The organism is Caulobacter sp. DMC95 (assembly GCF_056313785.1).
In genome coordinates, this window is the sequence record NZ_JBQUZP010000004.1 from 70,410 (window position 1) to 96,736 (window position 26,327).

General features: G+C 66.8%; 29 protein-coding genes, 1 pseudogene and 1 riboswitch. Of the genes and pseudogenes, 13 read left to right on the forward strand and 17 right to left on the reverse strand.

Going from position 1 to position 26,327, the window contains the following annotated elements; translation table 11 throughout:
- Window position 1 precedes the first annotated feature (1 nt).
- The 3 genes from ACT53N_RS11010 to ACT53N_RS11020 all read right to left on the reverse strand — a co-directional run bounded on the left by ACT53N_RS11010 (window position 2) and on the right by ACT53N_RS11020 (window position 2,956).
- The gene (locus ACT53N_RS11010) at window positions 2-889 is read right to left on the reverse strand and encodes a TPM domain-containing protein (RefSeq protein WP_476063940.1); all 888 of its coding nucleotides are present in this window, start codon (window positions 887-889) and stop codon (window positions 2-4) included.
- A gap of 1 nt (window position 890) precedes the next feature.
- A complete protein-coding gene (locus ACT53N_RS11015) occupies window positions 891-1,541 on the reverse strand; it encodes a LemA family protein (RefSeq protein ID WP_476063941.1) in 651 nt (216 codons plus the stop codon).
- 116 nt (window positions 1,542-1,657) lie between these two features.
- Complete coding sequence (locus tag ACT53N_RS11020) at window positions 1,658-2,956, reverse strand: acyl-CoA dehydrogenase family protein (RefSeq protein WP_476064230.1); 1,299 nt, start codon at window positions 2,954-2,956, stop codon at window positions 1,658-1,660.
- A gap of 132 nt (window positions 2,957-3,088) precedes the next feature.
- Here ACT53N_RS11020 and ACT53N_RS11025 point away from each other — a divergent pair, with 132 nt between their 5' ends.
- The 11 genes from ACT53N_RS11025 to sugE all read left to right on the forward strand — a co-directional run bounded on the left by ACT53N_RS11025 (window position 3,089) and on the right by sugE (window position 11,230).
- Window positions 3,089-3,505: a hypothetical protein gene (locus ACT53N_RS11025; protein WP_476064231.1), complete on the forward strand. Its 417-nt coding sequence runs from the start codon at window positions 3,089-3,091 to the stop codon at window positions 3,503-3,505.
- Window positions 3,506-3,751: 246 nt separating this feature from the next.
- Entirely contained in the window at window positions 3,752-4,075 is a 324-nt protein-coding gene (locus ACT53N_RS11030) for a DUF8200 family protein (protein WP_310215874.1), read from the forward strand.
- A gap of 153 nt (window positions 4,076-4,228) precedes the next feature.
- Window positions 4,229-4,468, forward strand: coding sequence for a PaaI family thioesterase (locus ACT53N_RS11035; protein ID WP_476063942.1), 240 nt, complete (start codon window positions 4,229-4,231; stop codon window positions 4,466-4,468).
- Between the two features lie 192 nt (window positions 4,469-4,660).
- Window positions 4,661-5,215: a F0F1 ATP synthase subunit delta gene (locus ACT53N_RS11040; protein WP_476063943.1), complete on the forward strand. Its 555-nt coding sequence runs from the start codon at window positions 4,661-4,663 to the stop codon at window positions 5,213-5,215.
- Window positions 5,216-5,264: 49 nt separating this feature from the next.
- A complete protein-coding gene (gene atpA, locus ACT53N_RS11045) occupies window positions 5,265-6,797 on the forward strand; it encodes a F0F1 ATP synthase subunit alpha (protein ID WP_476063944.1) in 1,533 nt (510 codons plus the stop codon).
- 34 nt (window positions 6,798-6,831) lie between these two features.
- Complete coding sequence (locus tag ACT53N_RS11050) at window positions 6,832-7,707, forward strand: F0F1 ATP synthase subunit gamma (RefSeq protein WP_476063945.1); 876 nt, start codon at window positions 6,832-6,834, stop codon at window positions 7,705-7,707.
- A 48-nt stretch (window positions 7,708-7,755) separates the two neighbouring features.
- Window positions 7,756-9,375, forward strand: coding sequence for a F0F1 ATP synthase subunit beta (gene atpD, locus ACT53N_RS11055; protein ID WP_476063946.1), 1,620 nt, complete (start codon window positions 7,756-7,758; stop codon window positions 9,373-9,375).
- On the forward strand, window positions 9,375-9,626 hold the full coding sequence (locus ACT53N_RS11060; protein WP_096053251.1) for a hypothetical protein: 252 nt from the start codon (window positions 9,375-9,377) through the stop codon (window positions 9,624-9,626). Before atpD ends, ACT53N_RS11060 begins: the two co-directional genes overlap by 1 nt.
- Entirely contained in the window at window positions 9,626-9,886 is a 261-nt protein-coding gene (locus ACT53N_RS11065) for an ATP synthase F1 subunit epsilon (RefSeq protein WP_010921274.1), read from the forward strand. The genes ACT53N_RS11060 and ACT53N_RS11065 overlap by 1 nt, the downstream gene beginning before the upstream one ends.
- A 207-nt stretch (window positions 9,887-10,093) precedes the next feature.
- Window positions 10,094-10,798: a hypothetical protein gene (locus ACT53N_RS11070; protein WP_476063947.1), complete on the forward strand. Its 705-nt coding sequence runs from the start codon at window positions 10,094-10,096 to the stop codon at window positions 10,796-10,798.
- A gap of 111 nt (window positions 10,799-10,909) precedes the next feature.
- Window positions 10,910-11,230, forward strand: coding sequence for a quaternary ammonium compound efflux SMR transporter SugE (sugE, locus tag ACT53N_RS11075; RefSeq protein ID WP_476063948.1), 321 nt, complete (start codon window positions 10,910-10,912; stop codon window positions 11,228-11,230).
- Between the two features lie 10 nt (window positions 11,231-11,240).
- On the opposite strand, the gene ACT53N_RS11080 is transcribed toward sugE, so the two are convergent.
- Genes ACT53N_RS11080 through ACT53N_RS11095 form a run of 4 tightly spaced genes read right to left on the reverse strand, consistent with a single transcriptional unit; the run spans window position 11,241 to window position 15,051 of the window.
- The gene (locus ACT53N_RS11080; protein ID WP_476063949.1) at window positions 11,241-11,990 is read right to left on the reverse strand and encodes an alpha/beta fold hydrolase; all 750 of its coding nucleotides are present in this window, start codon (window positions 11,988-11,990) and stop codon (window positions 11,241-11,243) included.
- 51 nt (window positions 11,991-12,041) lie between these two features.
- Entirely contained in the window at window positions 12,042-13,325 is a 1,284-nt protein-coding gene (locus tag ACT53N_RS11085) for an alpha/beta hydrolase (RefSeq protein ID WP_476063950.1), read from the reverse strand.
- 30 nt (window positions 13,326-13,355) lie between these two features.
- Window positions 13,356-13,844: an RNA pyrophosphohydrolase gene (locus ACT53N_RS11090; protein WP_476063951.1), complete on the reverse strand. Its 489-nt coding sequence runs from the start codon at window positions 13,842-13,844 to the stop codon at window positions 13,356-13,358.
- Window positions 13,845-13,866: 22 nt separating this feature from the next.
- A complete protein-coding gene (locus tag ACT53N_RS11095) occupies window positions 13,867-15,051 on the reverse strand; it encodes a divergent polysaccharide deacetylase family protein (RefSeq protein WP_476063952.1) in 1,185 nt (394 codons plus the stop codon).
- A gap of 195 nt (window positions 15,052-15,246) precedes the next feature.
- Window positions 15,247-15,335, forward strand: a riboswitch (glycine riboswitch).
- A gap of 371 nt (window positions 15,336-15,706) precedes the next feature.
- Between ACT53N_RS11095 and ACT53N_RS11100 the strand changes: the two are divergent.
- Window positions 15,707-18,109: pseudogene (locus tag ACT53N_RS11100) on the forward strand (TonB-dependent receptor).
- A gap of 78 nt (window positions 18,110-18,187) precedes the next feature.
- Here the strand turns inward: ACT53N_RS11100 and ACT53N_RS11105 are convergent.
- From ACT53N_RS11105 to ACT53N_RS11130, 6 genes are all read right to left on the reverse strand, one after another.
- On the reverse strand, window positions 18,188-19,582 hold the full coding sequence (locus tag ACT53N_RS11105; RefSeq protein ID WP_476063953.1) for a S41 family peptidase: 1,395 nt from the start codon (window positions 19,580-19,582) through the stop codon (window positions 18,188-18,190).
- A 113-nt stretch (window positions 19,583-19,695) separates the two neighbouring features.
- The gene (locus ACT53N_RS11110; RefSeq protein ID WP_476063954.1) at window positions 19,696-20,751 is read right to left on the reverse strand and encodes a murein hydrolase activator EnvC family protein; all 1,056 of its coding nucleotides are present in this window, start codon (window positions 20,749-20,751) and stop codon (window positions 19,696-19,698) included.
- A gap of 16 nt (window positions 20,752-20,767) precedes the next feature.
- The gene (gene rlmH, locus ACT53N_RS11115; protein WP_476063955.1) at window positions 20,768-21,232 is read right to left on the reverse strand and encodes a 23S rRNA (pseudouridine(1915)-N(3))-methyltransferase RlmH; all 465 of its coding nucleotides are present in this window, start codon (window positions 21,230-21,232) and stop codon (window positions 20,768-20,770) included.
- A gap of 45 nt (window positions 21,233-21,277) precedes the next feature.
- Window positions 21,278-21,709, reverse strand: a complete 432-nt coding sequence (gene rsfS / locus ACT53N_RS11120) for a ribosome silencing factor (protein WP_181242919.1) — start codon at window positions 21,707-21,709, stop codon at window positions 21,278-21,280.
- Between the two features lie 120 nt (window positions 21,710-21,829).
- A complete protein-coding gene (locus ACT53N_RS11125; protein ID WP_476063956.1) occupies window positions 21,830-22,480 on the reverse strand; it encodes a nicotinate-nucleotide adenylyltransferase in 651 nt (216 codons plus the stop codon).
- On the reverse strand, window positions 22,446-23,720 hold the full coding sequence (locus ACT53N_RS11130) for a glutamate-5-semialdehyde dehydrogenase (RefSeq protein WP_476063957.1): 1,275 nt from the start codon (window positions 23,718-23,720) through the stop codon (window positions 22,446-22,448). The genes ACT53N_RS11125 and ACT53N_RS11130 overlap by 35 nt, the downstream gene beginning before the upstream one ends.
- A gap of 176 nt (window positions 23,721-23,896) precedes the next feature.
- Between ACT53N_RS11130 and ACT53N_RS11135 the strand changes: the two genes are divergently transcribed.
- Window positions 23,897-24,112 carry a DUF4287 domain-containing protein gene (locus ACT53N_RS11135; RefSeq protein ID WP_476063958.1) on the forward strand — a complete coding sequence of 72 codons (216 nt, stop codon included), beginning with the start codon at window positions 23,897-23,899 and terminating at the stop codon, window positions 24,110-24,112.
- Between the two features lie 4 nt (window positions 24,113-24,116).
- Here the strand turns inward: ACT53N_RS11135 and ACT53N_RS11140 are convergent, their stop codons facing one another.
- The 4 genes from ACT53N_RS11140 to ACT53N_RS11155 are packed head-to-tail and all read right to left on the reverse strand — an operon-like array spanning window position 24,117 to window position 26,313.
- Window positions 24,117-24,380, reverse strand: a complete 264-nt coding sequence (locus ACT53N_RS11140) for a hypothetical protein (protein ID WP_476063959.1) — start codon at window positions 24,378-24,380, stop codon at window positions 24,117-24,119.
- 57 nt (window positions 24,381-24,437) lie between these two features.
- Entirely contained in the window at window positions 24,438-25,277 is an 840-nt protein-coding gene (locus ACT53N_RS11145; protein WP_476063960.1) for an aldo/keto reductase, read from the reverse strand.
- Between the two features lie 20 nt (window positions 25,278-25,297).
- A complete protein-coding gene (locus ACT53N_RS11150) occupies window positions 25,298-25,954 on the reverse strand; it encodes a Pr6Pr family membrane protein (RefSeq protein ID WP_476063961.1) in 657 nt (218 codons plus the stop codon).
- Entirely contained in the window at window positions 25,951-26,313 is a 363-nt protein-coding gene (locus ACT53N_RS11155; RefSeq protein WP_476063962.1) for an MmcQ/YjbR family DNA-binding protein, read from the reverse strand. The genes ACT53N_RS11150 and ACT53N_RS11155 overlap by 4 nt, the downstream gene beginning before the upstream one ends.
- Between the last annotated feature and the right edge of the window lie 14 nt (window positions 26,314-26,327).

Genomic DNA, 26,327 nt, shown 5'->3' on the forward strand with positions numbered 1-26,327 from the left:
CTCACCACCGTCCCGAACTGCCGCCGCCGCCGAACGACCCGCCGCCACCGGAGAAACCGCCGCCTCCGCCGCCCCAGTCACCGCCGCCGCCACCACGTCCACTGTTGGTCAGCACATTGAGGATGATCCAGGGCAGGGCTGAGCCGAGGCCCCCGCGCCGGCCGCGGAACAGGCTGGAGAAGAGAAAGATCACGAACAGCAGGATCAGCAGCCCGACGATGGGCGAGCCCCGCGCCTCGTGCTTCTCCGGACGCGCGGCGTCCGCCGCGCGCGCCTGGGCCTCTTCAGGCGGCAGGCCCAGCTGCTCGATCATGGCGTCGGCGCCGGCGACGATCCCACCGGAGAGATCGCCGTCCCGGAACTTGGGCAGGATCGCCGACTGGATGATGACGCTGGAGAGGGCGTCCGTCAGGACGGGTTCAAGCCCGTAGCCGACCTCTATCCGCACCTGCCGGTCATTGGGCGCGACCAGCAGGATCGCGCCGTCGTCCTTGTCCTTGTCACCGATGCCCCAGGTGCGGCCCAGGCGATAGCCGTAATCCTCGATCGGGTAACCCTGCAGGCTGGACACCGTGGCGACGACCATCTGGCGGCCGGTGCGGGCTTCGAGCGCTTCGAGCTTGTCGGAGAGGTCGCGCTCGACGTCGGGCGACAGAACCTGGGCTTCGTCGACCACCCGGCCGGACAGGGGCGGGAACTTCGGGTCCGCCAGGGCGGGCAGGGCGAACAGCACCGCCGCCAGCATCAAGAGCAACATCCTCACCCGTGCAACGAGGGAGGTGGCGCGGCGCGCAAGCGCGCCGTGACGGAGGGGGCGCTGTGCGATGGAGAGCGCCCCCTCCACCGCTTCGCGGTTCCCCTCCCCCGTTTCTCGGGGGAGGAGGGTCATCCTACTGAACCTTCGGCGGCGTCGCCGTGGGCGGGCTGGAGAAGTCCACCGTCGGTGCGCTTTGCGCGGCGGCCGAGGCCTGGAACAGCTGGGCCGGCTTCTGGTCGCTGTACAGCGTCTTGGCCCAGAACACGCTGGGGAAGGTCCGCAGGGTCGTGTTGTACTTCTGGGCTGTCTCGTTGTAGTCGCGCCGCGCGATCGTGATGCGGTTCTCGGTGCCTTCGAGCTGGCTTTGCAGAGCCAGGAAGTTCTGGTTCGACTTCAGGTCCGGGTACTGCTCCTGGATCACCATCAGGCGGCCCAGCACGCCCGACAGTTGGTCCTGGGCGGCGGCGAACTTCTGGAACTGGGCCGGGTCGGTGATGGTCGAGGCGTCGACCTTGACCTGGGTGGCGCTGGCGCGGGCCTCGGTGACGGCGGTCAGCACGTCCTTCTCCTGCGCCGCATAGCCCTTCACGGTCGCGACCAGATTCGGGATCAGGTCGGCGCGGCGCTGATACTGGTTCTGCACCTCGGCCCAGGCGGTCTTGGTCGCCTCGTCCTGGGTGGGGATGGTGTTGATCCCGCAGCCGGCCAGGGTCGCGGGGATGGCGACGACCAGGGCGACGCGCGCGGCGTTACGGCCAAATCGAGAGATGGCGACACGGTTCATCAAGAGCCCTCCAGATGCGGACATGTCGATCCGCATACCGCTGTTAGATAGCGTGGCCGTGACACTACGTCAGGTCGCGCAGGATTAAACCTTCGACATGTCGCTTGGCTCCCAGCTCAAACCTCCGCGAACGCCTGCTTGCGCGGGCCCATGTAGCCGAACAGCCAGGCGGCGACCTTGCGCATCTGAATCTCCTCGGCGCCCTCGGTGATCCGATAGCGGCGGTGGTGGCGGTAGATGTGCTCGAACGGCTTGTGGCGCGAATAGCCGATGCCGCCGTGGATCTGCATCGCCCGGTCGGCGGCCTCGCAGCACAGCCGGTTGGCCCAGTAGTTACACATCGAGACCTTGTCCGAGAGCCGCTTTTCGACCTCCGGCTTGCTCATCTGGTCCATCTCCCAGGCGGTCTTGCGGATCAGGAGCCGCAGCATCTCGGCCTGGGTGGAGAGTTCGACGATCGGAAACTGGATGGCCTGGTTCTCGGCCAGCGCCTTGCCGAACGGCTTGCGGGCGCGGGCGTACTTGATGCTCTCCTCGATACAGTAGACGGCTGCGCCCAGGCTCGAGGCGGCCTGGCGGATGCGGTTCTCGTGAACGAAGTGCTGGGCCAGGGCGAGGCCGCCGCCCTCCGGGCCGAACATGGCGCTGTCGGGAACCCAGACATCGGTGAAGCTGACGCGCGGGTGGTCGGTCGGCATGTTGAAGGTCCAGAGATACTCCTCGATCTTCACGCCGGGCGCGTGGGCCGGGACCAGGAAGGCGGTGATGCCGCGTGCGTCGCCGTCCTTGCCGCTGGTGCGGGCGAAGAGGCAGCAGTGCGTGGCGGCGTGCATGCCGGTGGTCCACATCTTCTCACCGTCGATCCGCCAGCCCGGCTCGCCATGGCGCTCCTCGCGGACGGCCTGGGTCTCCATGTGGGTGGCGTCCGAGCCGTGATCAGGCTCGGTCAGGCCGAATGTCGGGCGGAAGGCCCCGCGATCCAACATGTCCTCGATCAGGTGCTGCTGGTCGGGCCGACCGAAGTCGCGGATCATCAGCACGAACGGATTGTTGCCGACGATCGAGTGCTCGTTCTGCAGGTCGTTGAACAGGCCCAGGCCCTTGCTGGCCAGATGCTCGCGTATCACCGCCATGCCGAGGTTGGTGCCGTCCTCGCCGCCATAAGCCTTCGGCAGGGCGTAGCGATAGTGGCCCGCCTTGTCGGCCAGCTTGCGCGCCTTGCCCAGCAGCTCCTCCCATTCGTGGCGCGGCAGGCCGCCGGCGTCCCAGTCTGTGCGAGCCCACTCGCGACGGTGGTCGAAGTAGCGCTGGTTGTCGTCCTGCGCCTGGAGCGGCGCGATCTCGGCCTCAATGAAGGCGTCGAGTTCTTCGAGATAGGCCGAAAGTTCCGGTGACAGTCGGAAGTCCATGGTTATGCCTCCCTGCGCATTCTTCTCTTTGTAAAGAAGACTAAAGCGCGGGCGATGGCGGCGGCCAATGATGCCCCTGCGGAACGGGCCTTAACCGGTCCTTGACCAGAACGGGCTTATCCTCGTCGCATGATCACCATGGCCGCCTTCGCGATCATCGGCGCAGCGCTCGGACTCTTCGTCCGGCCGCGCGCCTTGGGCGTGATCCTGCCGGTGCTGCTGGCCGCCATCGTCGAAGGCTCGGTCCTCTGGATGATCGGGGTCATGGAGAAGCAGCCGAACCGCGAGCTGCTGATCGACCGTCTGCAAGCGATCTTCGGCGAGGGCTGGGTCGGCGCGATCGGACCCGTGGCGGCCGCCTTTATCGGCGCGACCATGGCCGCGGTCATGAGCGCCTTCACCGATCCTGCCGGTCCAGGGCCGGTGCTGACCGCCGACGGCATCCAGCGCCGTGTCGGCAAGGACGGGCGCTATGCGCGGGCCAAGGGGATGGTCGAGGAGCGGGCCATCCACGCCAAGGCCGAAAGCCGGATCGACTCGATCCTCGGGCTCTAAGGCTCGCCAGATTCCGTTCTGATTTGGCCGCGTCCGGCCGGACATCCGCGATTCTCGAAAATGCGAGGCGTAAGCGAAATTGCGCTTGCGCAATTTCTTATCACTGATATCTAAGCGATGCTTAGTTCGGACCCGAAGCACCGGTGGGGATACCGGCGCCGTCATCCCCGGGGTCGAGCGGCCAGTACACGCTTTTCACCGATCCTCGATCTGACCGCAACTTCCCCAAAGCCGGAGGGCTTTCTCATGAAGCTCCGTTCGCTGGCGGCTGTCGCCGCCCTCTCTGTCTCCATGTTCGCGGGTTCGGCCTTCGCCGACGGTCGCATCGCCGCAGCGCTCGACGCGCCGGTCGCGGCCAAGACCAAGGTGGTCGCCGGCGGCGCCGTCTTCGTCTGCGAGGGCGCCGAGTGCGTCTCGGCCCAAGCCCCCTCGCGCGCGCTCACTGCGGCCGCCTGCAAGGCGCTCGCCAAGGAAGTGGGCCGCGTTTCGGCCTTCGGCGGCGAAACCAAGTCGCTGGACGCTGAAGACCTGACCCGCTGCAACGCCTCGGCCAAGGTCGCGGCTAAGTAAGAACACCTATCGCTTTACCCTAGTACCAGACGCGTTGTGGGCCGCCGTTTCTCCGGCCCGGTCTGGCTGTTTCCTCGAGCATTCGCCTTAAAGGGGCGGCGGGACCTTCCGCCGCCCCCTTTTCTTTTTCGGCGACAGGACTAGTTGAAGCCCATGGATACGAGCCTCGCCGCCCAACTGGAATCCGTACTGCGCAAGGCCGCAGGCGAAGGAGCGTCCCTGACCTCGATGACCGTCGACTATGGCTCAGGCGAGCCGGCGGCTGATCTTGAGGCCAAGGCTTGGGTCGAGCGCGCGACGCGCAGCCTCGTCTTCGTCCAGGCCGAGTTGCGACGCGCCGACGGCGGCTTGGCCGCTTCGGGCTCGGCCATATGTCGCCGCGCGGGAGCGTGACGGGGCTGTTGGTTGCGCCCCTTTGGTTGCGACTGCGAAAGGCCCGTGTTATCAGGCGCGCGGCTTCGGACGGGACGGCGCGGCAGCGCCGACCGTCCATGTGCTTTTTTCAAGCGCGTTCAAGCCTTTAAGTCGCGATGAGGGTTAAACTTCTTGTCGGCGGCGATTTGCAACGCACCGGGCGGATACCAAGTGGCGGACGAAACCAAGGCGACGGATGCGGGTCAGCGCTATGCGCAGTCCCTCTTCGAACTGACGATCGAGAACGGCAATCTGGCTAAGGTCGAGGCCGACCTTAAGAGCCTGAAGGCGATGATCGCCGACAGCGCCGACCTGCGCCGCCTGATCGAAAGCCCGGCCTTCTCGGCTGAGGACAAGGGCAAGGGTCTCGTCGCCGTGGCCGTGAAGGCCAAGTTCGACATGCTGACCACCAAGTTTCTCGGCCTGGTCGCGGCCAACGGTCGCACCGGCGACCTGCTGGGCGCGATCTCGGCCTTTGTCGCCCTGTCGGCCAAGCATCGCGGCGTGGTGACGGCGGAAGTCGTCTCGGCCGCCGCCCTGTCGCCCGCCCAGCTGAAGGGCGTGCAAGCCGCCCTGGCTGAGGCCCTGGGCAAGACTCCCGAAGTTTCCACGCGCGTCGATCCGTCCCTCTTGGGCGGCCTGAAGGTGCGCGTTGGTTCGCGTCTCTTCGACGCTTCGCTCCGTTCGAAGCTCGATTCCCTGAAATTCGCCCTGAAGCGCGCCTGAGCGTATAAGCGCGCCTTAAAAAATTAGATCGCAGAGAGCCCAGAAGACCATGGACATCCGCGCCGCCGAAATCTCGGCCATCCTCAAGTCGCAGATCGCCAACTTCGGCGAAGAGGCCGCCGTCTCGGACGTCGGCCAGGTGCTGTCCGTCGGTGACGGCATCGCCCGCATCTACGGCCTGGACAACGTTCAAGCCGGTGAAATGCTGGAATTCCCGAAGGCCGGCGTGAAGGGCATGGCCCTGAACCTCGAGCGCGACAACGTCGGCGCCGTGATCTTCGGCGCTGACGCCGAGATCAAGGAAGGCGACGAAGTCCGCCGCCTCGGCGAGATCGTCGACGTGCCGGTCGGCAAGGGCCTGCTGGGCCGCGTCGTGAACCCGCTGGGCGAGCCGATCGACGGCAAGGGCCCGATCCAGTACACCGAGCGTCGCCGCGTCGACGTGAAGGCTCCGGGCATCATCCCGCGCAAGTCGGTGCACGAGCCGGTGCAAACCGGTCTGAAGTCGATCGACACCCTGATCCCGGTCGGCCGTGGCCAGCGCGAGCTGATCATCGGTGACCGTCAGACCGGCAAGACCGCCGTCGCCATCGACACCATCCTGAACCAGAAGGCCGTGAACGCCGGCAAGGACGAGAGCGCCAAGCTCTACTGCGTCTATGTCGCCATCGGTCAGAAGCGCTCGACCGTCGCCCAGATCGTCAAGACCCTGGAAGAGCACGGCGCCCTGGAATACACGACCGTCGTCGTCGCCTCGGCCTCGGAGCCGGCTCCGCTGCAGTACCTGGCCCCGTTCGCCGGCTGCGCCATGGGCGAGTGGTTCCGCGACAACGGCCTGCACGGCCTGATCATCTATGACGATCTGTCCAAGCAAGCCGTCGCCTACCGTCAGATGTCGCTGCTGCTGCGCCGCCCGCCGGGCCGTGAAGCCTATCCGGGCGACGTCTTCTATCTGCACTCGCGCCTGCTGGAACGCGCCGCGAAGCTGAACGAAGATAACGGTTCGGGCTCGCTGACGGCTCTGCCGATCATCGAAACCCAGGCCAATGACGTGTCGGCCTACATCCCGACCAACGTGATCTCGATCACCGACGGCCAGATCTTCCTGGAAACCGACCTGTTCTACCAAGGCATCCGTCCGGCCGTGAACGTCGGCATCTCGGTGTCGCGCGTCGGCTCGTCGGCCCAGATCAAGGCGATGAAGCAAGTCGCCGGCCCGATTAAGGGCGAGCTGGCTCAGTATCGTGAAATGGCCGCCTTCGCGAAGTTCGGCTCGGACCTCGACGCCTCGACCCAGAAGATGCTGGCCCGCGGCGAGCGCCTGACTGAGCTGCTGAAGCAGCCCCAGTACGCGCCGCTGTCGGTTGAAGAGCAGGTCTGCGTGATCTACGCCGGCACCCGCGGTTACCTCGACGGCATCCCGACCTCGTCGGTGCGTCGCTTCGAAGCTGAGTTCCTGGCGCGTCTGCACAGCCAGCACGCCGACCTGCTGGAAGGCATCCGCACCAAGAAGGCGCTCGACAAGGATCTGGAGAACACGCTGAAGAGCGCGCTCGACAGCTTCTCGTCGACCTTCGCCTAAGCCCCTCGGAACCGCTCGGAGAGAGTAGCGCCGAATGGCCAGCTTGAAGGAAATGCGCAATCGGATCTCGAGCGTCAAAGCGACGCAAAAGATCACGAAAGCGATGCAGATGGTGGCGGCGGCCAAGCTGCGCCGGAGCCAGGACGCGGCTGAAGCCGCCCGTCCTTACGCCCGGCGTCTGGCCAGCGTCATCGCCAACCTCGCCGCCGGCGTGTCCGGCGACGGCGCCCCGAAGCTCTTGGCCGGCACCGGCCGTGACGATCGCCACCTGGTGGTCGTCGCCGCGGCCGATCGCGGCCTGGCGGGCGGCTTCACCTCGTCGATCGTTCGCGCCGCGCGCGCCCACATCGACGGGCTGATCGCCCAGGGCAAGACCGTCCGCGTGATCTGCGTCGGCAAGAAGGTCACGGCCCAGCTGGCCAAGCCTTACGCCGGTCGCATCGTCGAGACGTTCGACCTGTCGTCCTACCGCCAGCTGACCCTGGCCGTGGCGCAGCCGATCGCCGACCTGATCACCCGCGAGTACGAGGCGGGGGAGACCGATGTCGTCACCCTGTTCTACAGCCGCTTCAAGTCGGTGGTGCAGCAGATCCCGACGGGCCTGCAGCTGATCCCGGCCACCGTGGAAGGTGTCGAATCCGCCGCCGGTCCGGCCGCCGTCTATGAGTATGAGCCCTCGGAAGAGGCCATCCTCGAGACCCTGCTGCCGCGCAACCTGACGGTTCAGATCCTGTCGGCCCTGCTGGACAACATGGCCGGCTTCTACGCCAGCCAGATGACCGCCATGGACAACGCCACGCGCAACGCCGGCGACATGATCAAGCGCTACACCCTCGAGTACAACCGTTCCCGCCAGGCCCAGATCACCAAGGAGCTGATCGAGATCATCTCCGGCGCCGAAGCCGTCTGATCCAGCCTAACGACATAAGCACGCAGAGACAGAAAAGACCGCACCGCCATGGCCAAGACCCCCGCTGAAAAGCCGGCGACCGCCGCCAAGAAGCCCGCCGCCCCCAAGGCCGCTGCTGCTCCGAAGGCCGCCGCCGCCAAGGCTCCCGCCGCCGCCGCCAAGGCTCCGGCCGCCAAGAAGCCGGCCGCGCCGAAGGCCGCCGCGCCCAAGGCTCCGGCCACCAACCTGGACGGCGCCACCGGCCGCCTCGTCCAGATCATCGGCGCCGTCGTCGACATCGAGTTCGACGGCGCTCTGCCGGCGATCCTGAACGCCGTCGAGACCGTTAACGAAGCCACCGGCCAGCGCCTGGTGTTCGAAGTCGCCCAGCACCTGGGTCAGAACACCGTCCGCGCCATCGCCATGGACGCCACCGAAGGTCTGGTCCGCGGCCAAGCCGTCCGTGACACGGGCGAGCCGATCCGCGTTCCGGTCGGCCCCGGCACCCTGGGCCGCATCATGAATGTCATCGGCGAGCCGATCGACGAGCAGGGCCCGATCCAGTCGGACCTGTCGCGCCCGATCCACCGTGACGCCCCGACCTTCGCCGAGCAAACCAACACGGCTGAAGTTCTTGTCACCGGCATCAAGGTCATCGACCTGATGTGCCCCTACACCAAGGGCGGCAAGATCGGCCTGTTCGGCGGCGCCGGCGTCGGCAAGACCGTGACGATGCAGGAACTGATCAACAACATCGCCAAGGCTTACGGCGGTTACTCGGTTCTAGCCGGCGTGGGTGAGCGCACCCGCGAAGGCAACGACCTGTATCACGAGATGATCGAGTCGAACGTGAACGTCGACCCGAAGGCCAACAACGGCTCGACCGAAGGCTCGCGCTGCGCCCTGGTCTACGGCCAGATGAACGAACCCCCGGGCGCCCGCGCCCGCGTCGCCCTAACCGGCCTGTCGATCGCGGAATACTTCCGTGACGAAGAAGGCAAGGACGTGCTGCTGTTCGTCGACAACATCTTCCGCTTCACCCAAGCCGGCGCCGAAGTGTCGGCTCTGCTGGGCCGTATCCCGTCGGCCGTGGGCTATCAGCCCACCCTGGCCACCGAGATGGGCAACCTGCAGGAGCGCATCACCTCGACGAACAAGGGCTCGATCACGTCGGTCCAGGCCATCTACGTGCCCGCCGACGACTTGACCGACCCGGCTCCGGCCACCTCGTTCGCCCACTTGGACGCCACCACCGTTCTGTCGCGTGACATCGCGGCCCAAGCCATCTTCCCGGCCGTGGACCCGCTGGACTCGACCTCGCGGATCATGGACCCGCTGGTCATCGGCGAAGAGCACTACACGGTGGCTCGCCGCGTCCAGGAAGTCCTGCAGCAGTACAAGGCCCTGAAGGACATCATCGCCATCCTGGGCATGGATGAGCTATCGGAAGAGGACAAGCTGATCGTGGCTCGCGCCCGCAAGATCCAGCGCTTCCTGTCGCAGCCGTTCCACGTCGCCGAGCAGTTCACCAACACGCCGGGCGCCTTCGTCCAGCTGAAGGACACGATCCGCTCGTTCAAGGGTATCGTCGACGGCGAGTACGACCACCTGCCGGAAGGCGCCTTCTACATGGTCGGTCCGATCGAAGAAGCCGTGGCCAAGGCCGAAAAGATGGCGGCTGAAGCCTAATGACCGAAGAAACGGACCTAGCCAATTTCTGCTGCGACGAGCTGGCCGAAGCGGTGTCTCCGGACGCCAACGCCGGCCTGATCGAGCATGACAGCGGCCTGATCCTGCTGAATCTCGGCGAGCGGGAAGAAGAGGGCGAAACCGGCGTTGTGCTGGCGACGATCCGCTTCTGCCCGTTCTGCGGAACCGAGATCCAGACCGATGAAGACATCGAGGCCGCCCTGGGCGGCGTCGAGGAGACGTTCAACTGATGGCCAAGCTGCACTTCTCTCTGGTCGCCCCCGAGCGCGAGCTGTTCTCGGGCGAGGTGGACATGGTCCAGGCTCCGGGCGCTGAAGGCGACTTCGGCGTGCTCGCCAACCACGCCCCGTTCATGACCACCCTGCGCGAAGGCAAGGTGACCGTGAAGGACGGCGCGACCACCAAGGTGTTCGACATCCAGGGCGGCTTCGCGGACGTGGGTCCTGAGGGCCTGACGATCCTGGCGGAGCACGCCGTCGAAGCGGCCTGATCCGACTCGGCCCCTTGTCGAGCTGATCTTGAAGCGCCCCCGGTCCTCTGGATCGGGGGCGTTTTCGCGCCAAAAGCGATCTGCTGTCGCGCCGCGGGAGATAAAATTACACCTGTGGCCCAATCTTGGTCTTAATCGGCGCCCATAAGGGTTGCGAGGGACCGTCTGTCGGTTTTAATGCCGACCTCTCGTCTTGTTGGGGATACCTTGCCTATGCGCCTTGCGCTCGTCAGCCTGATCGCCCTCGGCGCGGTCTCGACCTCCGCCTTCGCTCAGGAGCAAACCACGGCTCCTGCGTCCACCCCGGCCGCGACGCCGGCTCCCGCGGATCAAGCCGCCCCCGCCGCGCCGGCTGACCAAGCCGCTCCCGCCGTCGCCGCTCCCGCCGCTCAAGCTGCGCCGGCCGCTGACTCCTACGTCGCGCCGGTCCGCGGTCCCCGCACCACCGACCCCTTCACCGTCCGCCTGCTCGACGTGCTGGACAAGGTCTGCAAGCCGCAGGTCGCCGGCGGTGACTTCGCCCAGTTGGTCAAGGACTACGGCTTCAAGAAGAAGAAGGAGCAGTGGATCTTCGCGCTGGAGAAGCCGTTCAACATCACCCTGGACAACCCGGGTTCGAACCGCAACGTCTGCACGGTCACGATCGACTACTCGCAGGCCCAGGAGCAGGCCCAGGAACTGGCCAACGGCCTGCATGACTGGGCGACCTGGGAAAACAGCCCGCAGCTGCGCCTGATCCGCAACGACCAGACGGTCGGCAGCGACTTCCGTCGCTTCACCGTCTCGTGGGACGACGCCTGGGCCGGCGGCCGCGCGGGTCTGGTCTACATGCGCCTGAAGAAGCTGGACGAGACCTCGGTCGGCAAGAACTTCGAGCGTGCGCAGATCCTGTACAGCACGACCAGCCGCTAACAGGCTGTTGCCGCCTTCGGGCGGTGGGACTATCTAGCGAAGGCGCGGGGACGACCCCGCGCCTTTTGCGTTTCCTGGGGACGACCCCGCTTCTGAAACAAGGGGCTCGTCGTGGCCTGGATCATTCTTTTCATCGCCGGCTTGTTCGAGATCGGCTGGGCCGTAGGTCTGAAGTTCACCGAGGGCTTCACGCGGCCGATCCCCTCGGTGCTCACAGCCATCAGTCTCGCCCTGTCGATGGGTCTCTTGGGATGGGCTGTGAAGACCCTGCCCCTGGGCACCGCCTATGCGGTGTGGACCGGCATCGGCGCGGTCGGCACGGCCGTTGTCGGGATCGTGGTGTTCAAGGAGCCGGCCACGGCCGCACGGCTCGTTTGTTTCGGGCTGATTGTGGCGGGCATCCTCGGGCTGAAGGTTTTCAGCCCGCAATAGGCAGGCGAGCTCAGGCCGCCGCGCGGCCTTCGGCTGCGATGAAATCGAGGCAGCGTTCGGCGACCCCTTCCCAACCGGGCTCGCCGGGCAGCCAGTGGCTCATCTCGGAAAACACCTCGGCCTGGCCGCCCAGCCGCGCGGCGGTCTGACGGACCGTGGCGGGCGGATGGATCACATCCTTGCCGCCCGCGATCGCCAGGACCGGACAGGCCGGCGCACGCACATTGGTGGTCATGAACGGGTCTAGCCACCAGTTCAGCGTCTCCCACAACGCCCGACCGCTTTCCGCCGTCATCCGGGCGAAGATCGCCTTGCGTTCGGAGCGCTCCAGCCGATCGACGCTGTAACGGCGCACGACGCCATAGTCGGGCGCGATCGCCTGCATCCAGTAAGGGCCCAGGGCGTAAAGGCTGACCGCCGAGACGGCCTCCTCCAGGGTCTGCCCGGAGACGCCCCAGGGCGCGGACGGCGCCAACAGGATCAATTTGGACACGGGCGCGCGGGAGGCGGCCATCTGGGCGACAAGACCGCCCATGGAGTGGCCGATCAGGATAGGCGGAGAATCGCAGCTCTCGGCCAGCCGACCGATCTGCCGCGCGTAGTCCGACATGGACACGCCCGCAGCGCTGCTCGCACCATCATGACCAATGAGGTCGGGCGCCAGCACGCGATGACCCGCCGCCTCGAACGGCGCGCGGAACGCATCGAAGGTCCATCCGCCGCAGAAAGCGCCGTGGACCATGATCACCGGTGCGCGCATATACGCCCCTAACACCCCGCCGACGAAGCAGCCGGCGGGGTCAGCCTACACTTACTTCTTGGCCTTGGGCGAGGATTTGGCCGGCGCCTTTGTCGCAGGGGGCTTCGCGGCCTTCGGGGCGGCCTTCGGAGCCGCCGGCTTCTTCGCGGCAGGCGCGGCCTTGGCGTCCGCCTTTGCAGCGGGCTTCGCCGCCGCCTTGGGCGCGGCGGCCTTCTTGGCGGCCGGAGCCTTTTCCGCCGCCGGCTTGGCTGCGGCCTTGGCCTTCGGCGCGGGCGCCGCCTTGGCCGCGGGTTCAGCCGCCGGAGCCGCCTTGGCCTTTGGCGCAGCCTTCTTGGCGGCCGGCGCCTTGGCGGCAGCCTTGGGCTTTGGTTCGGCCTTTGGCTTGGCTGCGGCCTTGGGCGTGGCGGCCTTCTTGGGCGCGGGGACCGGTTCAGCCGCCTTTACAGGCTCGGGCGCCGGCGGCGGCGCCTCGACCGGAGCGGCGGCGGCGGGCTTGGCGGGTTCGGGCGTCGGCGCCGGAGCGGCCTTGGGAGCCGGCGCGGCCGGGGCGGCGGGCGTCTGGGACTTGCCCCGCAGCCAGGCGATCACGTCATCGAGGATCTTCATCGTGTTCGGCTCGTCTATGAGATAGTGGGCGTTGTTGGGATAGATCTTGATATCGGCGGTGGCGTACTTGCGTCCGATCCGCTGCACGTCGTCCAGCGGCGTGGTGCGGTCCAACGCGCCGGCCAACACCAGGATCGGAACCGTCACCTTGGCGGCGTCAACGTGCGCGGCCTTGTTCGGATCCTTGTCGGGCCAGGCCAGATCGGCCAGGACCTGGCCGCTATCATGCACCATCGTGGCGTAGAGCGCGTCGTGACGACTGGCCGGCACCACGTTCATCACGCCGAACTTGAAGCCTGTCTTCCACATCTTGCCCGCCCGCGTCTCGGGCTTGGACTGCAGCGCCATGTTCAGGAAGGTGAAGACCGGCGAGAGCTTGGGCTTGCCGCGCGCGTCGGCGGGCGAAGCGGGCGCGAAGAGAACCAGAGCCGAAGCGTGGCCGGCTTCGGCGATCTTCTGGGCGATCAGCCCGCCCATCGAGTGGCCCACGACCAGAGGCTTCTTGCCGGTTTCCTTTGCCAGCGTCTGGGCGAGGGCGCTCATTTCGGCGACATAGTCGGCCAGCGTCAGGCCCACGAGACCGGCCCTTGGGCCGTCGACCGTACGCACCGCCGCGCGAATCGTCGGCGCCTCGACGCGATAGCCCTCGGCCTTCAGTCGCTCAGCGACCGGGCCCCAGACGTCGCCGGCGCAGCCGTAACCGTGAATCAACAGAACCGTGTCCGTCATCCAACTCTCCCCATCGCGGCGGACGACAGATCAGGTCCCGCGCGCGAACCCCTGGAACGCGGCGACCACTGCTTCGTAAACCCCGCGCTTGAAGGGTACGATCAGTTCGGGCGTTTCGTCGAGCCTGCCCCATCGCCAGGCGTCGAACTCGACGTGTTCGTCCGCTTCCAGATCGATCTCCGACTCGTCGCCGACAAACCGATAGGCGAACCAGACCTGCTTCTGCCCCCGCCAGCCCCGGGCCTGTTTCGGATCGGCCAGGACCTCGGGTGGGAAGTCGTAGGTGATCCAGCCCTCGGTGCGTCCGAGCAGCTCCACCGAGGTGACGCCCGTCTCTTCGGCGAGCTCGCGTTGGGCGGCGGCTTCGAGATCCTCGCCCGCGTCGACGCCGCCTTGTGGAAACTGCCAATTGTAGGGCGGCGCCTGACGATGACGACGGCCCAGCCAGACGCGGCCGTCCGGGTGGAACAGCACGACGCCGACATTGGGGCGATGGTGAGGATGGTCCAGCTCAGTCATGGCGGACCTTATCTCAAGGCGCTCAGCGATGCGCCAGGGCCGAGGCGGGGGCCAGCTGGATCCCGCGCGCCTGCAGGCCGGCGGCCCAGGTTCGCACCTGATTGATCGTCACCGGATAGGCGAAGCCCGAACCCATCGACTGGCCCCGCCCGGCCGCGCCGGTCTCCAGGGCGCGAAGCTGGGCGTCGATGGCGCTGGCGGACAGTTCGTCGTCGATCACCCGGTCGGCGGAGGCGCGGGGGATAGGCCCCGCCCGGCGAGCGGCAAGGCCGTCGTCGATGAAGGCCAGGCCCCGAGCCTTCAGAGTCGCGTTGAAGGTGTTCATCGCCTGATCGTTGTCGACGAAGCGCGCGCCCAGATAGTTCGACAAGCCAAAATAGCCGGTGGCGCGTGACATCAGCCATTCCAGCTTGCGCACCGTATCGTCGGGTCGGTTGGTCGCGATCAGCGTATAGGGGCCAGGATCGTTCGCCGGATAGTCCGCTGGCTCCATCGGCGTTTCCAGCAACACCTCGTGGCCATGCGCGCGGGCCAGGTCGATCCAGCCCTGCAGGCCTTCGGCGTAGGGCGCGAAGGACAGGGTGATCTCGCCGGGCAGGGTCTCGATGGCGGCGCGAGTCGTCTGGGCGTTCAGGCCAAGCCCGCCGATGACGACCGAGACCTTGGGGCGACCGTTCGGCGTGAACGGACGAGCGTAGGCCTCTGCGGCCGTGCGGCCGTCGGCGGCGATGATCGGCAAGAGGCCGCCGCCGGGGCCGGGCGCGCTCAAGCCGGCGAGCGGGGCCTGGGGCAATCCAGGTCCTTGCGGAATGGCGGGCGTATTCTCCAGGCCCTCAGCGATGGGCGTCTCGCCTTCGGCCTTGGCCATGATCGGGCCGAACGGATTGGCCGACAGGCCCAGCTCTCCAGGGATCAGGCTGGCTTCGTGCGCGGGATCTCCGGCGAGCGCCTCGCGCCAGCCCTCGGGCGCGTTCTTGGTCGCACCGATCTTGGTCAGCTCAAGGCGAATCACCGGCGAGCCTGCATGTGGATCGCTGGTGATCAGGACGAGGGTCGCCACGGACGCCAGGAACAGCAGGGCTGCGCCGCTGGCGCTGATATAGGGATTGCTGATCGCCGCCATGAGCTTGGCGCGCAGGTCGCCGGACGCGCCCGATGCGGGCGCGGCGGCGGCGTAGGCGGGCTTTCGCGAAAACGAGACGGCCATGACGTCCTCATCCTAGCGGGCAAGCTTCGAAGATATGGTTAACGAGATATGGCCAGCGCCGATCCAAGGCGCGGCGCGGCGACGCGGGCGCCGCTGAAATCATCGTTTTCTGCAACGGACGCAGGCGCTGGCGTCCAGCCGGTGAAAAGTCTTCCGGACGCGGATTGACGATCCTGAACCATGCTCCTCCCCTGAAGACCTCTCGCGGGAGAGACCGGGCCTCGCCCGGCGCTGAAGGCGAAACCGCCCCGGAAACGCTCAAGCCAAAGGACCGCGCGAGACGTTGAACGCTGGAAAGCAGGGCGCGCGCCGCTCTCGCCGAAGGAGCAAGGCTCGCCGTCCAAGCTGGACGGCTGCTGAATCTCTCAGGCGCCAAGGACAGCGGGGGCAGAAGGCGTGTCGCTTCGACCCGTCCAAGCCCCTGTGTGCCATCATCAGCGCGTAGATCTCGTAGATATTCTGTTCTTCAAACACGCGATCGCCGTTCAGGCTTTCGCGAAGAAGTCGTTTATTTTCAATTTTATAATATTGATTATGACTTAAAATCAAACAGATGTTGCATAAGCTTTTGACGAAGTGGCCGCATCTTCATGTTTTTATTTCGATAGGGTTTACCTGAATTTCTTCACTTGTGACGCTGAGCGGGTCAACATGATTGGGGATAGTCATGACCTCTCGCAGATCCGCTCGCGACGCTGCTCGCTTTAAGGCATTCCTTCTGGCCGCCTCGCTGTTGGGCGGCGCGACCGCCGCGTCCGCTCAGGAGGCGGACAAGGCGGCCGAAGTCGACACCGTGGTGGTGACCGGCAAGCGTCTGTCGGAGGCCAGCGTCGCCATCGGCACGGACCGCGCCACCGCGACCGTCTCGATCACGCGCGAGGCGCTCTTGTCGGCCCCCGCCGGCATCACGGGTCTGAAAATGCTGGAGAGCCTGCCGGGCTTCAACGTCCAGGCCAACGATGCGCTGGGCATGTACGAATTCGGCAACTCGGTCTCGGTGCGGGCCTTCAATTTCCAACAGATCGGCTTCCTGCTGGACAACATCCCGATGGGGCGCAGCGACCAGTTCGGCGGCAGCCCGATCTATCGCTATGTCGACAACGAAAACCTGCTGCGGGTGACCGCCTCCTCTGGCGCCGGCGACGTCGCCCTGCCGAGCTACGCCTCGCTGGGGCCGATCGTGGATTACTTCACCCAGGCCCCGTCGCAGGAGGCCGGGGGCGCGATCAGCCAGACCTTCGGCAGCGACGATCTGCGCCGCACCTTCCTGCGGCTCGAGATGGGCAAGGTCGGACCGCTGTCGGGCTATGTCAGCGGCTCGTGGATCAAGGGCGACCTGTGGCGCGGCCCCGGCACGATCGACCGCAAGCACTATGAGGGCAAACTGAAGTACGACCTGCCCAACGGCGGCGACGTCACCTTCCAGACCGTGCACAACGACTATTTCGACTATGACAGCCCGTCGATCACCAAGGCGCAGTACGCAGGGACGGCCGGCGACGTGTTCGGACGCAAGGGGCGCTATTTCGCCTATCTGGGCGTTCCGCCGACCTCGGTCCCGTTCGGCACGGCGATCACGATCCCGACCGCCAGCCTCGCGGAAACCGTGGCGGGGATCGCCTACTCCAACGCCAACTATGCGCAGTACTACAAGTTCGCGATCAACAAGCGGAAGGACCATCTCTATGGCCTGACGCTCAACACTCCGCTGGGCGAGAATCTCGACCTGACCACCACGGCCTACTACGAGGACAAGGGCGGCTACGGCGTCTCGCCCGAGGCCTATGCGACCTAACTGGCCAGCCACAACGCTCAGCGCCTGATCGTGCCGGGCCTTTTCGCGCCCAAGGGCATTCAGTACGGGCTGTCGGGCGTGGACGGAATCCGCCAGGGGGTGACCGCGAAACTCGCCTGGCATCTCGGCTTCAACAAGATCGAGGCCGGTGTCTGGCTGGAAAACGACGACTATCACCGCACCCAGAACCGCTACAACGTCGAGGGCGGGCATCCTGACGGCGCGCCGCTGTTCAACGAGCGGGTTCACGCCCAGCGCGACTACAAGTCCCTGCGCGAGACCAAACAGTTCTTCCTGAAGGACACTCTGACGCTGATGGACTCCAAGCTGAAGCTGGAGCTCGGCTTCAAGGCCACCGACATCGACTACAAGATCTCCGGCTATCGCAACCCGAACGACTACATCAACCGCCGTCGTCCGATGTTGAAGGACAACTGGAAGGACAGCTTCCTGCCCCAGGTCGGCGGGGTCTATAGCCTGACCGGGCGCGACCAGGTGTTCGCCTCCTATTCGGAGAACATGGCGCTGCCGCGCGGCGCCGACGACATCTTCTCTGCCGCCAGCCCGACGGTTGCGGGGCCGGATCCCGAGACCTCGACGAACTGGGAGCTTGGCTATCGCGCCAACCACAAGACGTTCAACGCCTCGGTCGTGGTCTACCAGACCGAGTTCAAGAACCGTCTGCAGTCGTTCGCCGCCCTGGTGCCCGGCGGCGGCGGGATCACCGAGACCTTCTTCCAGAACGTCGGCGCGGTGCGGGCCAAGGGCGTGGAGTTCAGCGGTCAGTGGAAGCCGGAGCTTCTGGCGGGCAAGGCCTATTTCAACGCCAACGTCTCGTACAACAGCGCCAAGTTCCAGGACGACGTGCTGAACTACCGCGCCAGCACGACGGCGGCGGCCACCACCCTGGCCATCGCCGGCAAGAAGGTGCCGGACTTCCCCGACTGGGTTGTCCAGGGCGGCCTGACGGTCGAGCCCTTCGACGGCCTTCTGATGAACATCTCGGCCCGCCATCTGGAGAGCCGTTTCACCAACTTCATCAACAGCGAGAAGGTCGGCGGCTATACGATCGTCAACGCCTATATCGACATCGGCGACGGCTTCGCCGCAGGCCCGTTCAGCCAGATCAAGGCGCGGGTCAATGTCGATAACCTGTTCGACAAGGACTATCTGGGCACGATCAGCACGACGGTGAACACCGCCGCCAGCTTCCGTCCCGCCCCGCCCCGGACGGTGCAGTTCACCATCTCGGCCGACTTCTAGAGACAGCCGCCCTCACAACGAAAACGCCGCCCCGGGGTCCCCGGGGCGGCGTTGACGTTTCAGGACTGTTGCGAGCGCCTACTTGACCTCGGTGACGGGGGTCTTGCCGCCCGCCGCCGCAGCGGCCTTGGCGGTCACCTCGGCGACCTTGGCGGCGGGCTTCGGCAGCTTCGGCGTCTTGGCGACGCCGCCCGCCTGCAGCACCGCGATCGCGCGTTGCAGTTGGAAGTCGCCCTTCTTGTCATCGAAGCCCATCGGCGGGGCCTCGGCCGGCGCGTGCGGCGCCACCCGGGTCTTGCCCTCGTCGGCGTTCAGAGCGTTCTTGAAGCTGGCCTCGCTGAACCAGACACGGTTGGCGATGTCCTGGGCCTGGTCGCGGGTCTGGGCGACCTCAAGGTCCGGGGCGATGCCGGTCTTCTGGATCGAGCGGCCCGACGGCGTGAAATACTTGGCCGTGGTCAGCTTCAGGGCCCCGTCGGCGCCGCCGCGCAGCGGGATCACGGTCTGGACCGAACCCTTGCCGAAGCTGGTCAGGCCGACCACTTCGGCGCGCTTGCGATCCTGCAGGGCGCCGGCCACGATCTCGGCCGCCGAGGCCGAGCCCTGGTTGATCAGGACGACCATCGGAAGGCCGTTCAGCATGTCGCCGCCCCGCGCGTTGTAGCGCTGGATATTGCGCGGATCGCGGCCACGCTGGCTGACGACCTCGCCCCCATCCAGGAACACGTCGGCGACGCCGACCGCCTGATCGAGGAGACCGCCGGGGTTGTTCCGCAGATCCAGGATCAGGCCCTTCATCTTCGGGTTCTTGGACTTCAGCTCCGTGACCGAGCTGGCCAGGGCGTCGGTGGCCTTTTCGTTGAAGCCGGGCAGGCGGACATAGCCGTAGTCGCCCTCCATGCGGGCGATGGCGGCCTTGGGCTTGATCACCTCGCGCACGAGCTTGACGTCGAACGGGTCGGTTTTGTCGCGCGCGATGGTCAGGGTGACGGCCTCACCGGCCGTGCCGCGCATCTGCTTGACGGCTTCATTGACGGTCAGGCCCAGCACGCTCTGGCCGTTGACGGCGGTGATGTAGTCGCCGGCCTGGATGCCGGCGCGCGAGGCGGGGGTGCCGTCCATCGGCGAGATCACCTTGACCACACCCTCTTCGCTGGTGACTTCCAGGCCAAGCCCGCCGTACTCGCCGCGGGTGGTGTCCTGCATGTCCTCGTAGCTGTCGGGCGACAGATAGCCCGAGTGCGGGTCCAAGCTGGTCAGCATGCCGTCCAGCGCCGCCTCGATCAGCTTCTTGTCGTCGACCTCGGTGACATACTGGTCCTCGACCGTGCCCAGCACGTCGCCAAACAGCTCCAGCAGCTTGTAGGTCTGGGCCTTCGGGGCGTTGTTCGCCTGGGCGATGGGACTGATATAGGCCATCGTTCCCGCGCCGAGGACGAAGGCCGAAACGCCAATGAGCAGGTACTTGCGCATAAAGGCCCAGAAGGCTCCCTAGCGACGCGCGGCGCCGCAAACCGTGTTTAGCCCCGACCAACCCTGTCCGTGACCGGAGGTATAATTACGGCCACAATTACTGAAAAAGTCGACTATCGCGACTCCTGTTTCAGCCAACGCTCCGGATCGGCCGGCGCGCCGTTCTCCCTGACCTCCATATAGAGCTCCGGCTCCGAGGATACAGGGGCGGGCATCTTGCCGATCGGGGCGCCGAGCGCGACAGATTGTCCGGGCGAGACGGTGATCTGATCCAGGCCCGCCAGGACGACGTGATAGGCGCCTTGAACCCGCAGGATCAGCACTGCGCCCCACCCATTCAACGCCCCGGCGTATTCAACGACGCCTCCGGCGGGGGCGGCGATGGTCGCGCCTCTCTCAGGCCGGAGGGTCAAGCCTGGCGACTTGCCGCCTGCGGTCATCTCCTGGCCAAAGCGACGGATGATCGCGCCCTGCGCCGGGGGGCGAAGGGAGAGCGGGCCGCTGGGCTGTGCGTTTCCGAGACCATCGGTCAGGGCGCCGAGGGTCTTCAGTTCGTTGGCCTGGGTCAGCGTCTCCTGAGCGTAGGCGCGTTCAAGCTCGGTCTTTTCGATGATCAGCCGTTCGATCTCGCCCTTTCGGTCGGCGACAACGCTCTCGGCGGTGAACAGCTCGGCCGACGCGGCTGCGGCTTCACGCCGCAGAGCCCCGACCGCAATCGCTTGGCGCCCATAGGCGTCGGCCCGCTGCTTCAGATCCGGCGTCATGGCCCGGATCAGGATCGCGGCCCGCACCGCGTCGCGTGCGTCGCCTGGCGACACCAGCAGGGCCGGCGGCGGGTCGCGGCGGAACATCTGCAGGGCCGAGAGCAGGCGCGACAGGCGCTGTCGGTTTTGCCCGAGGTCGCTGAGGATCTTGTTTTCGCGCGCGTTCAGCGCTTCAAGCCGCGCCCGCTTGGCGTCGACATCCACCCCTGCGGCGATGCGAGCATGGTCAAGGCGATCGAGCTCAGCCCGCAGATCCTCGATCTCGCGCCGGGTGTCGGCGGCGAGCTGGCGGTCCTTGGCGCGTTGTGCTTCGAAAGCAGCGTCGGCGCGCTGCCAGCCGACCACGACCGTGGGCGCGGCCAAGGCTAGAGCACAGACGGCGAAGACGAGTCGCGAGCGGGACATCGCCGCCACTCTTGCCTCAATCGCGGTGATAGGGCGAGCCCGACAGGATGGTGGCGGCGCGATAGATCTGTTCGGCCAGCATGGCGCGAGCCAGGGCGTGTGGCCAGGTCTGGACGCCAAAGGCCATGGTCTCGTTGGCCGCCGACAGGATCGAGGGATCGAGGCCATCAGCCCCGCCGATCAGGAACACCACACGGCGGTTCCCATCATCACGCAGCCGCGCCAGATGATCGGCGAAGGCGCGGCTCTTCCAGGCCTTGCCTTGCTCGTCGCACGCCACGACATAGGCGCCCTCGAGATGTGGGCGCAGCACCTCGGCCTCGGCGGCCTTGCCGGGTTTGCGCGCTTCGACCTCAAGAATGTCGACAGGACCGAGCGCCAGCGCGCGGCCGGACGCGGTGGCGCGGGACGCATAGTCCAGGGCCAGCTGCGCCTCGACCATGCGACCGAGCTTTCCGACGGTGAGGATGGTGATCTTCATGAGAAAAGCTCGAGGCCGTCGCTCATGAGCGACGGCCGAGCAACATCAGTTCGCCGCGGTGCGGTGCGGGGCGTCGACCGCCCAGATCTTCTCGATGTTGTAGAAGCTGCGCACTTCGGGGCGGAACAGGTGGACGACGACGTCACCGGCGTCGATCAGCACCCAGTCGCAATGCGGCAGGCCTTCGACCCGCGCCTTGCCGAAGCCGTTTTCCTTCAGGGCGCGCAGGATATGGTCGGCCAAAGCGCCGACGTGACGATGCGAGCGGCCCGACGCCACGATCAGGCTGTCGGCGACCGAGCTCTTGTCCGTCAGGTCGATGTGGACGATGTCCTGGGCCTTGTCGTCGTCAAGGCGGTCGAGGATGAGGCGCTCCAGCGCCTTCACGTCGAAAACCGGACTCAGGCCGGGGGATTCAGTCGAGGACTCGGCGCCGGCCGGGCCTTCGTGCGCACTTTGCGCGGGGTCGCTACGCAGCGGATTGCTCCTTATGGGGTCGCTGTGGATTGCCCTCTTAGCATGGAATTGGACAAAACGTGAGGGGGTGATGGCCGAACGGCGTTCGGCGGGCTCTCGGACGCCAGCGCGCAGCGCGTCTCAGCCCTTCTGTCGCGCCCGCATGGCCGTCGAGGACGCGAAGTTCAGCGGGCCCGTCAGATAGACCCAGGCCGGCGATTTGGCGTCTGGCAGTCTGGCCGCAGCGCTGGCCGGCCAGCGGGCGAAGGCGAAGCGGCGGGCGGCTGGCGAGGTGCGGGCCTTCAGCGCGATCCAGGGGCGCGAGATCACCGCCACAGGCACCTCGCGCATGATCTGGGTCCAGCCGCGCCAGCGGTGGAAGGTCGCGAGGCTATCGGCGCCCATGATCCAGACGAACTTCACGCCGGGATAGCGGGCCCGCAGCACGCGCAGGGTGTCGATCGTGTATTGTGAGCCCAGGCGCGTCTCAGCGTCCGAGACGATCATCCCCGATCCGCGCGCCCAGCGGCGGGCATTGGCCATGCGTTCGGCGACGGGGCGGGTTTCGTGGGTGGGCTTCAGCGGGTTTTGCGGTGAGACCAGCCAGATCACCCGGTCCAGCTCCAGCCGGCGCATGGCGGTTTCGGCCACGTGGGCGTGGCCCTCGTGCGCCGGATTGAAGCTGCCGCCGAACAGCCCGACGCGCATGCCAGGCTCCAGGTGGAACCCCAAGCGCTGGGCGTTGGGCCGGCCGGCCTCAGGGACGAGTCTGGCCGGTCCCGCGAACCACATACTTGAACGTCGTCAGTTGCTCGGCCCCAACCGGGCCGCGGGCGTGAAGCTTGTCGGTGGCGATGCCGATCTCGGCCCCGAAGCCGAACTCACCGCCATCGGCGAACTGGGTCGAGGCGTTGACCAGCACGATGGCGCTATCGACCTCGGCGATGAAGGCCTCGGCCGTCGCCGGATCCTCAGTGATGATCGCGTCGGTATGGCCTGAGCCGTACGAGGCGATATGCCGCGCTGCGCCGGCCACGCCGTCGACCACGGCCACCGACAGGATCGGCGCCAGATATTCCGTGGTCCAGTCCTCGACCGTCGCCTTTTTCATCGTCGGCTCTATGGCGCGGGCGGCGGCGTCGCCGCGCAGCTCGCAGCCGGCCTTGATCAGGGCGTCGGCGATCGGTGGCAGCAGCTTTTCGGCGGCGGCTTGATCGATCAGCAGGGTTTCTGCCGAGCCGCAGACCGACACGCGGCGCAGCTTGGCGTTCACCACCACATCAACGGCCTTCTTCAGGTCGGCGGCGGCGTGGACGAAGACGTGGTTGAGGCCTTCCAGGTGACCCAGCACCGGAGCGCGGGCCTCGGCCTGAACGCGGGCCACCAGGCTCTTGCCGCCGCGCGGGATAATCAGGTCGATGGTCTTGTCGAGCCCGGCCAGGATCATGCCGACGGCGGCGCGATCGGGCGTCTTCACCGCCTGGACGGCGGCGGCGGGCAGGCCCGCCGCTTTTAGTCCGCGCACGATCGCAGCGTGGATCGCGAGGTTGGAGTGGATGCACTCCGAACCGCCGCGCAGGATCACCGCATTGCCCGAGCGCACGCACAGCGCCGCCGCGTCGGCGGTCACATTGGGGCGGCTCTCATAGATCATGGCGATCACGCCGATCGACGTACGCACGCGGGCGATGTCCAGGCCGTTCGGCCGGGTCCAGCGCGAGGTGGCGACGCCGACGGGATCCGGGATGGCGGCCACGGCCTCGACGCCGGCGGCGACGCCTTCCAGGCGGGCGGCGTCCAGGGCCAGGCGGTCCAGCATCGGACCCGAGACGCCGTTGGCTTCGGCGCGGGCCAGGTCCTTGGCGTTGGCGGCCAGGATGGCGTCGGCGTCTTCGCGGATGGCGACGGCCATGGCCTGGATGGCGGCGGTGCGCTGCTCTGGCGTAGCGAGACGAAGCGCGCGCGCGCCCTCGCGGGCTGTCCGGCCCATCCCCGCCATGATCGCCTGCAAGCTGGCGCCCGCGTCGTCCATCTCGTCCCCGTCCCGAAGGTTATGCTCAGGTTGAGGCTTACCTAGGCTCTTTCAGAGGCGGATGAAACCGCGTTCCTCTGAAAACGGAAGGAGTTTTGGTGGCGGTCGTGTCCGCGCGGTTGCGAGCGATGGCCGCGCGACACATCATCGGCGCTCCAAACCGGGAGGCGCTTCTGATGTCAGACACCAAGGTGAAGGGGCCGGCGTCCTACTTCCCCTCGATCGAGAAGACCTACGGCCAGCCGGTCGCCCGCTGGCAGAAGATCGTGCGCGACGCCTATCCGGCCAAACACATGGATCTCGTGGCCATGCTGAAGAGCGCACATGGCCTGGGCCATGGTCACGCCAATGCCATCGTCGCCTACACCCTGGCCCAGGACGGCCTGAAATAGCCGGCTATTTCGCGTAGACGACCCGGCATTCGCCCTCGACCGTCGTGTAGCGGCCGTTGGCGGCGTCGACGAACGAGATCCGGCCGCCTTCGTCATACTCGACCTTGCCGGTCGACCGCCCGGCGAAGGTCTGAGTTCCGTACGACCAGCAGACGATGTCGGCGGGCTTGTCGCTCCACGTCGCGGCGCGCCGGGCCTGCCGGCTCTCGGTGCAGGCCGAGAGGGCGGGGACGGATAGGACGGCGAGAGCGACGATGGCGAGGCGCATGGGATGATCTCCGTATGGGCGGCGATTAAGAGCTTGGATCGCGCCGATGCGCCACCCTTACTCCGCGTCCCACTGATACGCCTTGTCCAGCCAGTCGCCGATCCGGCCATCGGGGCGGGCCAGGGCGTGGATTCGGGTCATCTCGGCGTCCGACAGTTCGAAATCCAGCACGTCGAAGTTCTCGGCGATGCGGGCCGGGTTGCTGGTGCGCGGGATAGCGATCACGCCTTGCTGGATGATCCAGCGCAGGGTGACCTGGCCCGGCGTCTTGCCGCGGGCGCGGCCGATCTCGATCAGCACCGGGTCCTGGGCGACCTTGCCTTGCGCCAGCGGCGACCAGGCGGTGATCGAGACGCCCAGCTGGTCGGCCTTGGCCTTCAGGGTCTTCAGCGACAGGTAGGGGTGGTACTCGACCTGGTCGGTGGCGATCGGCGCCTCCGACAGCTTGGCGGCTTCTTCCAGCTGGGCGGAGGGGAAGTTCGACAGGCCGATCGCGCGGGTCCAGCCCTTGGCGCGGACCTCGTTGAGGGCCTTCAGGGTCTCGGCCAGCGGGACCTCGGGCTTGGGCCAGTGCAGCAGCAAGAGGTCGACATGATCGACGCCCAGCTTTTCCAGGCTCTTTTCGGCCGAGCGCTGCAGGTCGCCGTCCGCGAACTTGTCGATCCACACCTTGGTGGTCAGGAAGATCTCGTCGCGCTTGACGCCGCTGTTCTTGATCGCCGCGCCGACGTCGCGCTCGTTGCCGTAGATCTGGGCGGTGTCGATGTGGCGGTAGCCGATCTCCAGGGCCTTCTCGACCAGGGGAACGGCGGTCCCGTTCTCCAGCTGCCAGGTGCCAAAGCCCAGGGCGGGCATCAGGACGTCGCCCGAGCGGACGGCGGGAACAAGCTTAGACATCGAAGGCTCCGAAAGAAACGTCAGGCGGATATGGGCTCGGCTTGGCCGGGCGCCACCCTGGCCCGAACGCGCAACAGGGCGATGAAGATCAGGGCGACCAGCGCGAAGGCCACGCTCATCTCCACCATGGTCAGCAGCACCTTGGGATAGCCGCGCTTGGTGACGTCCATGAAGGGGTACGGATACCAGTTTGTCAGGGAGCCATGGACCAGCGTCCAGGCCCCGAACAGGGCCGGAAAGGCCATGGCCTTGCCGGCGACGATCCAGCGGGGCGGACCCTGGCCGCCACGAAGGGCCACGTCCAGGAGGAAGGCGATAGGCGTGATGGTGTGCAGGAGGGTGTCGGAGACCTTGCGCAGGCCCTGTGGGTCCCACTGCCAGGCCAGCATGGTGTGATAGACGACCGCCGTGATCGCCAGATAAGTCGCGATCGCCGCGCGCGGTCCGCTGCGCTCGGCCCAGGCGGCGAAGGCGCTGCGGGGCGCGGCTAGAGGCGCGGTCAGGGCGGCCGCAGCGAGCATGTTCGTCAGGATCGTGAAGTAGCTGAAGAACTCGACCGACTTCACCGCCGCCGACACCAGGGTCTCGTCATAGACCATCAGGCCGTACTGCAGGGTTGGGCCGAGGCAGGCGACCAGCGCGATCAGGATGCGCCAAAGGGCGAGCGGGCCTTTCATCGAATCTCCGTCGGATGGGCGGCGTCCCAGGCCTTTAGCACCGACTTGGGCGCCGTGGCGCGCCACTGGCGCAGCACCAGCTGCTCGACCGTCCCGGGGTGCGCGTGCGCCAGGCGGACCAGGACGTAGGGATAGTTCCGGAAGTGCTCGGTGAAATGGAAGATGTCGGGCTCGGCCTCGACCAGCATGTCGCGTTCGTCGAAGGGCACTGCCGGACAGACCAGGCTCTCGCCGTCCTCGAACAGGCGGGTCAGGAACTTGCCGTGCGCCTTCAGGCACGGCCGGCCATAGGCTGTTCCGTCGGCGACGCCCGGCAGGCGGAACGCAAAGGCGCGCACCTCTTCATAGGTCATGGGCAACCCCTCCCGTGCGG

Bases quoted from the DNA above. Each gene is read 5' to 3' on its own strand.
- ACT53N_RS11010 (WP_476063940.1), bottom strand. From the start codon at position 889: ATGACCCTCCTCCCCCGAGAAACGGGGGAGGGGAACCGCGAAGCGGTG.
- ACT53N_RS11015 (WP_476063941.1), bottom strand. From the start codon at position 1,541: ATGAACCGTGTCGCCATCTCTCGATTTGGCCGTAACGCCGCGCGCGTC.
- ACT53N_RS11025 (WP_476064231.1), top strand. From the start codon at position 3,089: ATGGCCGCCTTCGCGATCATCGGCGCAGCGCTCGGACTCTTCGTCCGG.
- ACT53N_RS11030 (WP_310215874.1), top strand. From the start codon at position 3,752: ATGAAGCTCCGTTCGCTGGCGGCTGTCGCCGCCCTCTCTGTCTCCATG.
- ACT53N_RS11035 (WP_476063942.1), top strand. From the start codon at position 4,229: ATGGATACGAGCCTCGCCGCCCAACTGGAATCCGTACTGCGCAAGGCC.
- atpA (WP_476063944.1), top strand. From the start codon at position 5,265: ATGGACATCCGCGCCGCCGAAATCTCGGCCATCCTCAAGTCGCAGATC.
- ACT53N_RS11050 (WP_476063945.1), top strand. From the start codon at position 6,832: ATGGCCAGCTTGAAGGAAATGCGCAATCGGATCTCGAGCGTCAAAGCG.
- atpD (WP_476063946.1), top strand. From the start codon at position 7,756: ATGGCCAAGACCCCCGCTGAAAAGCCGGCGACCGCCGCCAAGAAGCCC.
- ACT53N_RS11060 (WP_096053251.1), top strand. From the start codon at position 9,375: ATGACCGAAGAAACGGACCTAGCCAATTTCTGCTGCGACGAGCTGGCC.
- ACT53N_RS11065 (WP_010921274.1), top strand. From the start codon at position 9,626: ATGGCCAAGCTGCACTTCTCTCTGGTCGCCCCCGAGCGCGAGCTGTTC.
- ACT53N_RS11080 (WP_476063949.1), bottom strand. From the start codon at position 11,990: ATGCGCGCACCGGTGATCATGGTCCACGGCGCTTTCTGCGGCGGATGG.
- ACT53N_RS11085 (WP_476063950.1), bottom strand. From the start codon at position 13,325: ATGACGGACACGGTTCTGTTGATTCACGGTTACGGCTGCGCCGGCGAC.
- ACT53N_RS11090 (WP_476063951.1), bottom strand. From the start codon at position 13,844: ATGACTGAGCTGGACCATCCTCACCATCGCCCCAATGTCGGCGTCGTG.
- ACT53N_RS11095 (WP_476063952.1), bottom strand. From the start codon at position 15,051: ATGGCCGTCTCGTTTTCGCGAAAGCCCGCCTACGCCGCCGCCGCGCCC.
- ACT53N_RS11105 (WP_476063953.1), bottom strand. From the start codon at position 19,582: ATGCGCAAGTACCTGCTCATTGGCGTTTCGGCCTTCGTCCTCGGCGCG.
- ACT53N_RS11110 (WP_476063954.1), bottom strand. From the start codon at position 20,751: ATGTCCCGCTCGCGACTCGTCTTCGCCGTCTGTGCTCTAGCCTTGGCC.
- rlmH (WP_476063955.1), bottom strand. From the start codon at position 21,232: ATGAAGATCACCATCCTCACCGTCGGAAAGCTCGGTCGCATGGTCGAG.
- ACT53N_RS11125 (WP_476063956.1), bottom strand. From the start codon at position 22,480: ATGTGGTTCGCGGGACCGGCCAGACTCGTCCCTGAGGCCGGCCGGCCC.
- ACT53N_RS11130 (WP_476063957.1), bottom strand. From the start codon at position 23,720: ATGGACGACGCGGGCGCCAGCTTGCAGGCGATCATGGCGGGGATGGGC.
- ACT53N_RS11135 (WP_476063958.1), top strand. From the start codon at position 23,897: ATGTCAGACACCAAGGTGAAGGGGCCGGCGTCCTACTTCCCCTCGATC.
- ACT53N_RS11140 (WP_476063959.1), bottom strand. From the start codon at position 24,380: ATGCGCCTCGCCATCGTCGCTCTCGCCGTCCTATCCGTCCCCGCCCTC.
- ACT53N_RS11145 (WP_476063960.1), bottom strand. From the start codon at position 25,277: ATGTCTAAGCTTGTTCCCGCCGTCCGCTCGGGCGACGTCCTGATGCCC.
- ACT53N_RS11150 (WP_476063961.1), bottom strand. From the start codon at position 25,954: ATGAAAGGCCCGCTCGCCCTTTGGCGCATCCTGATCGCGCTGGTCGCC.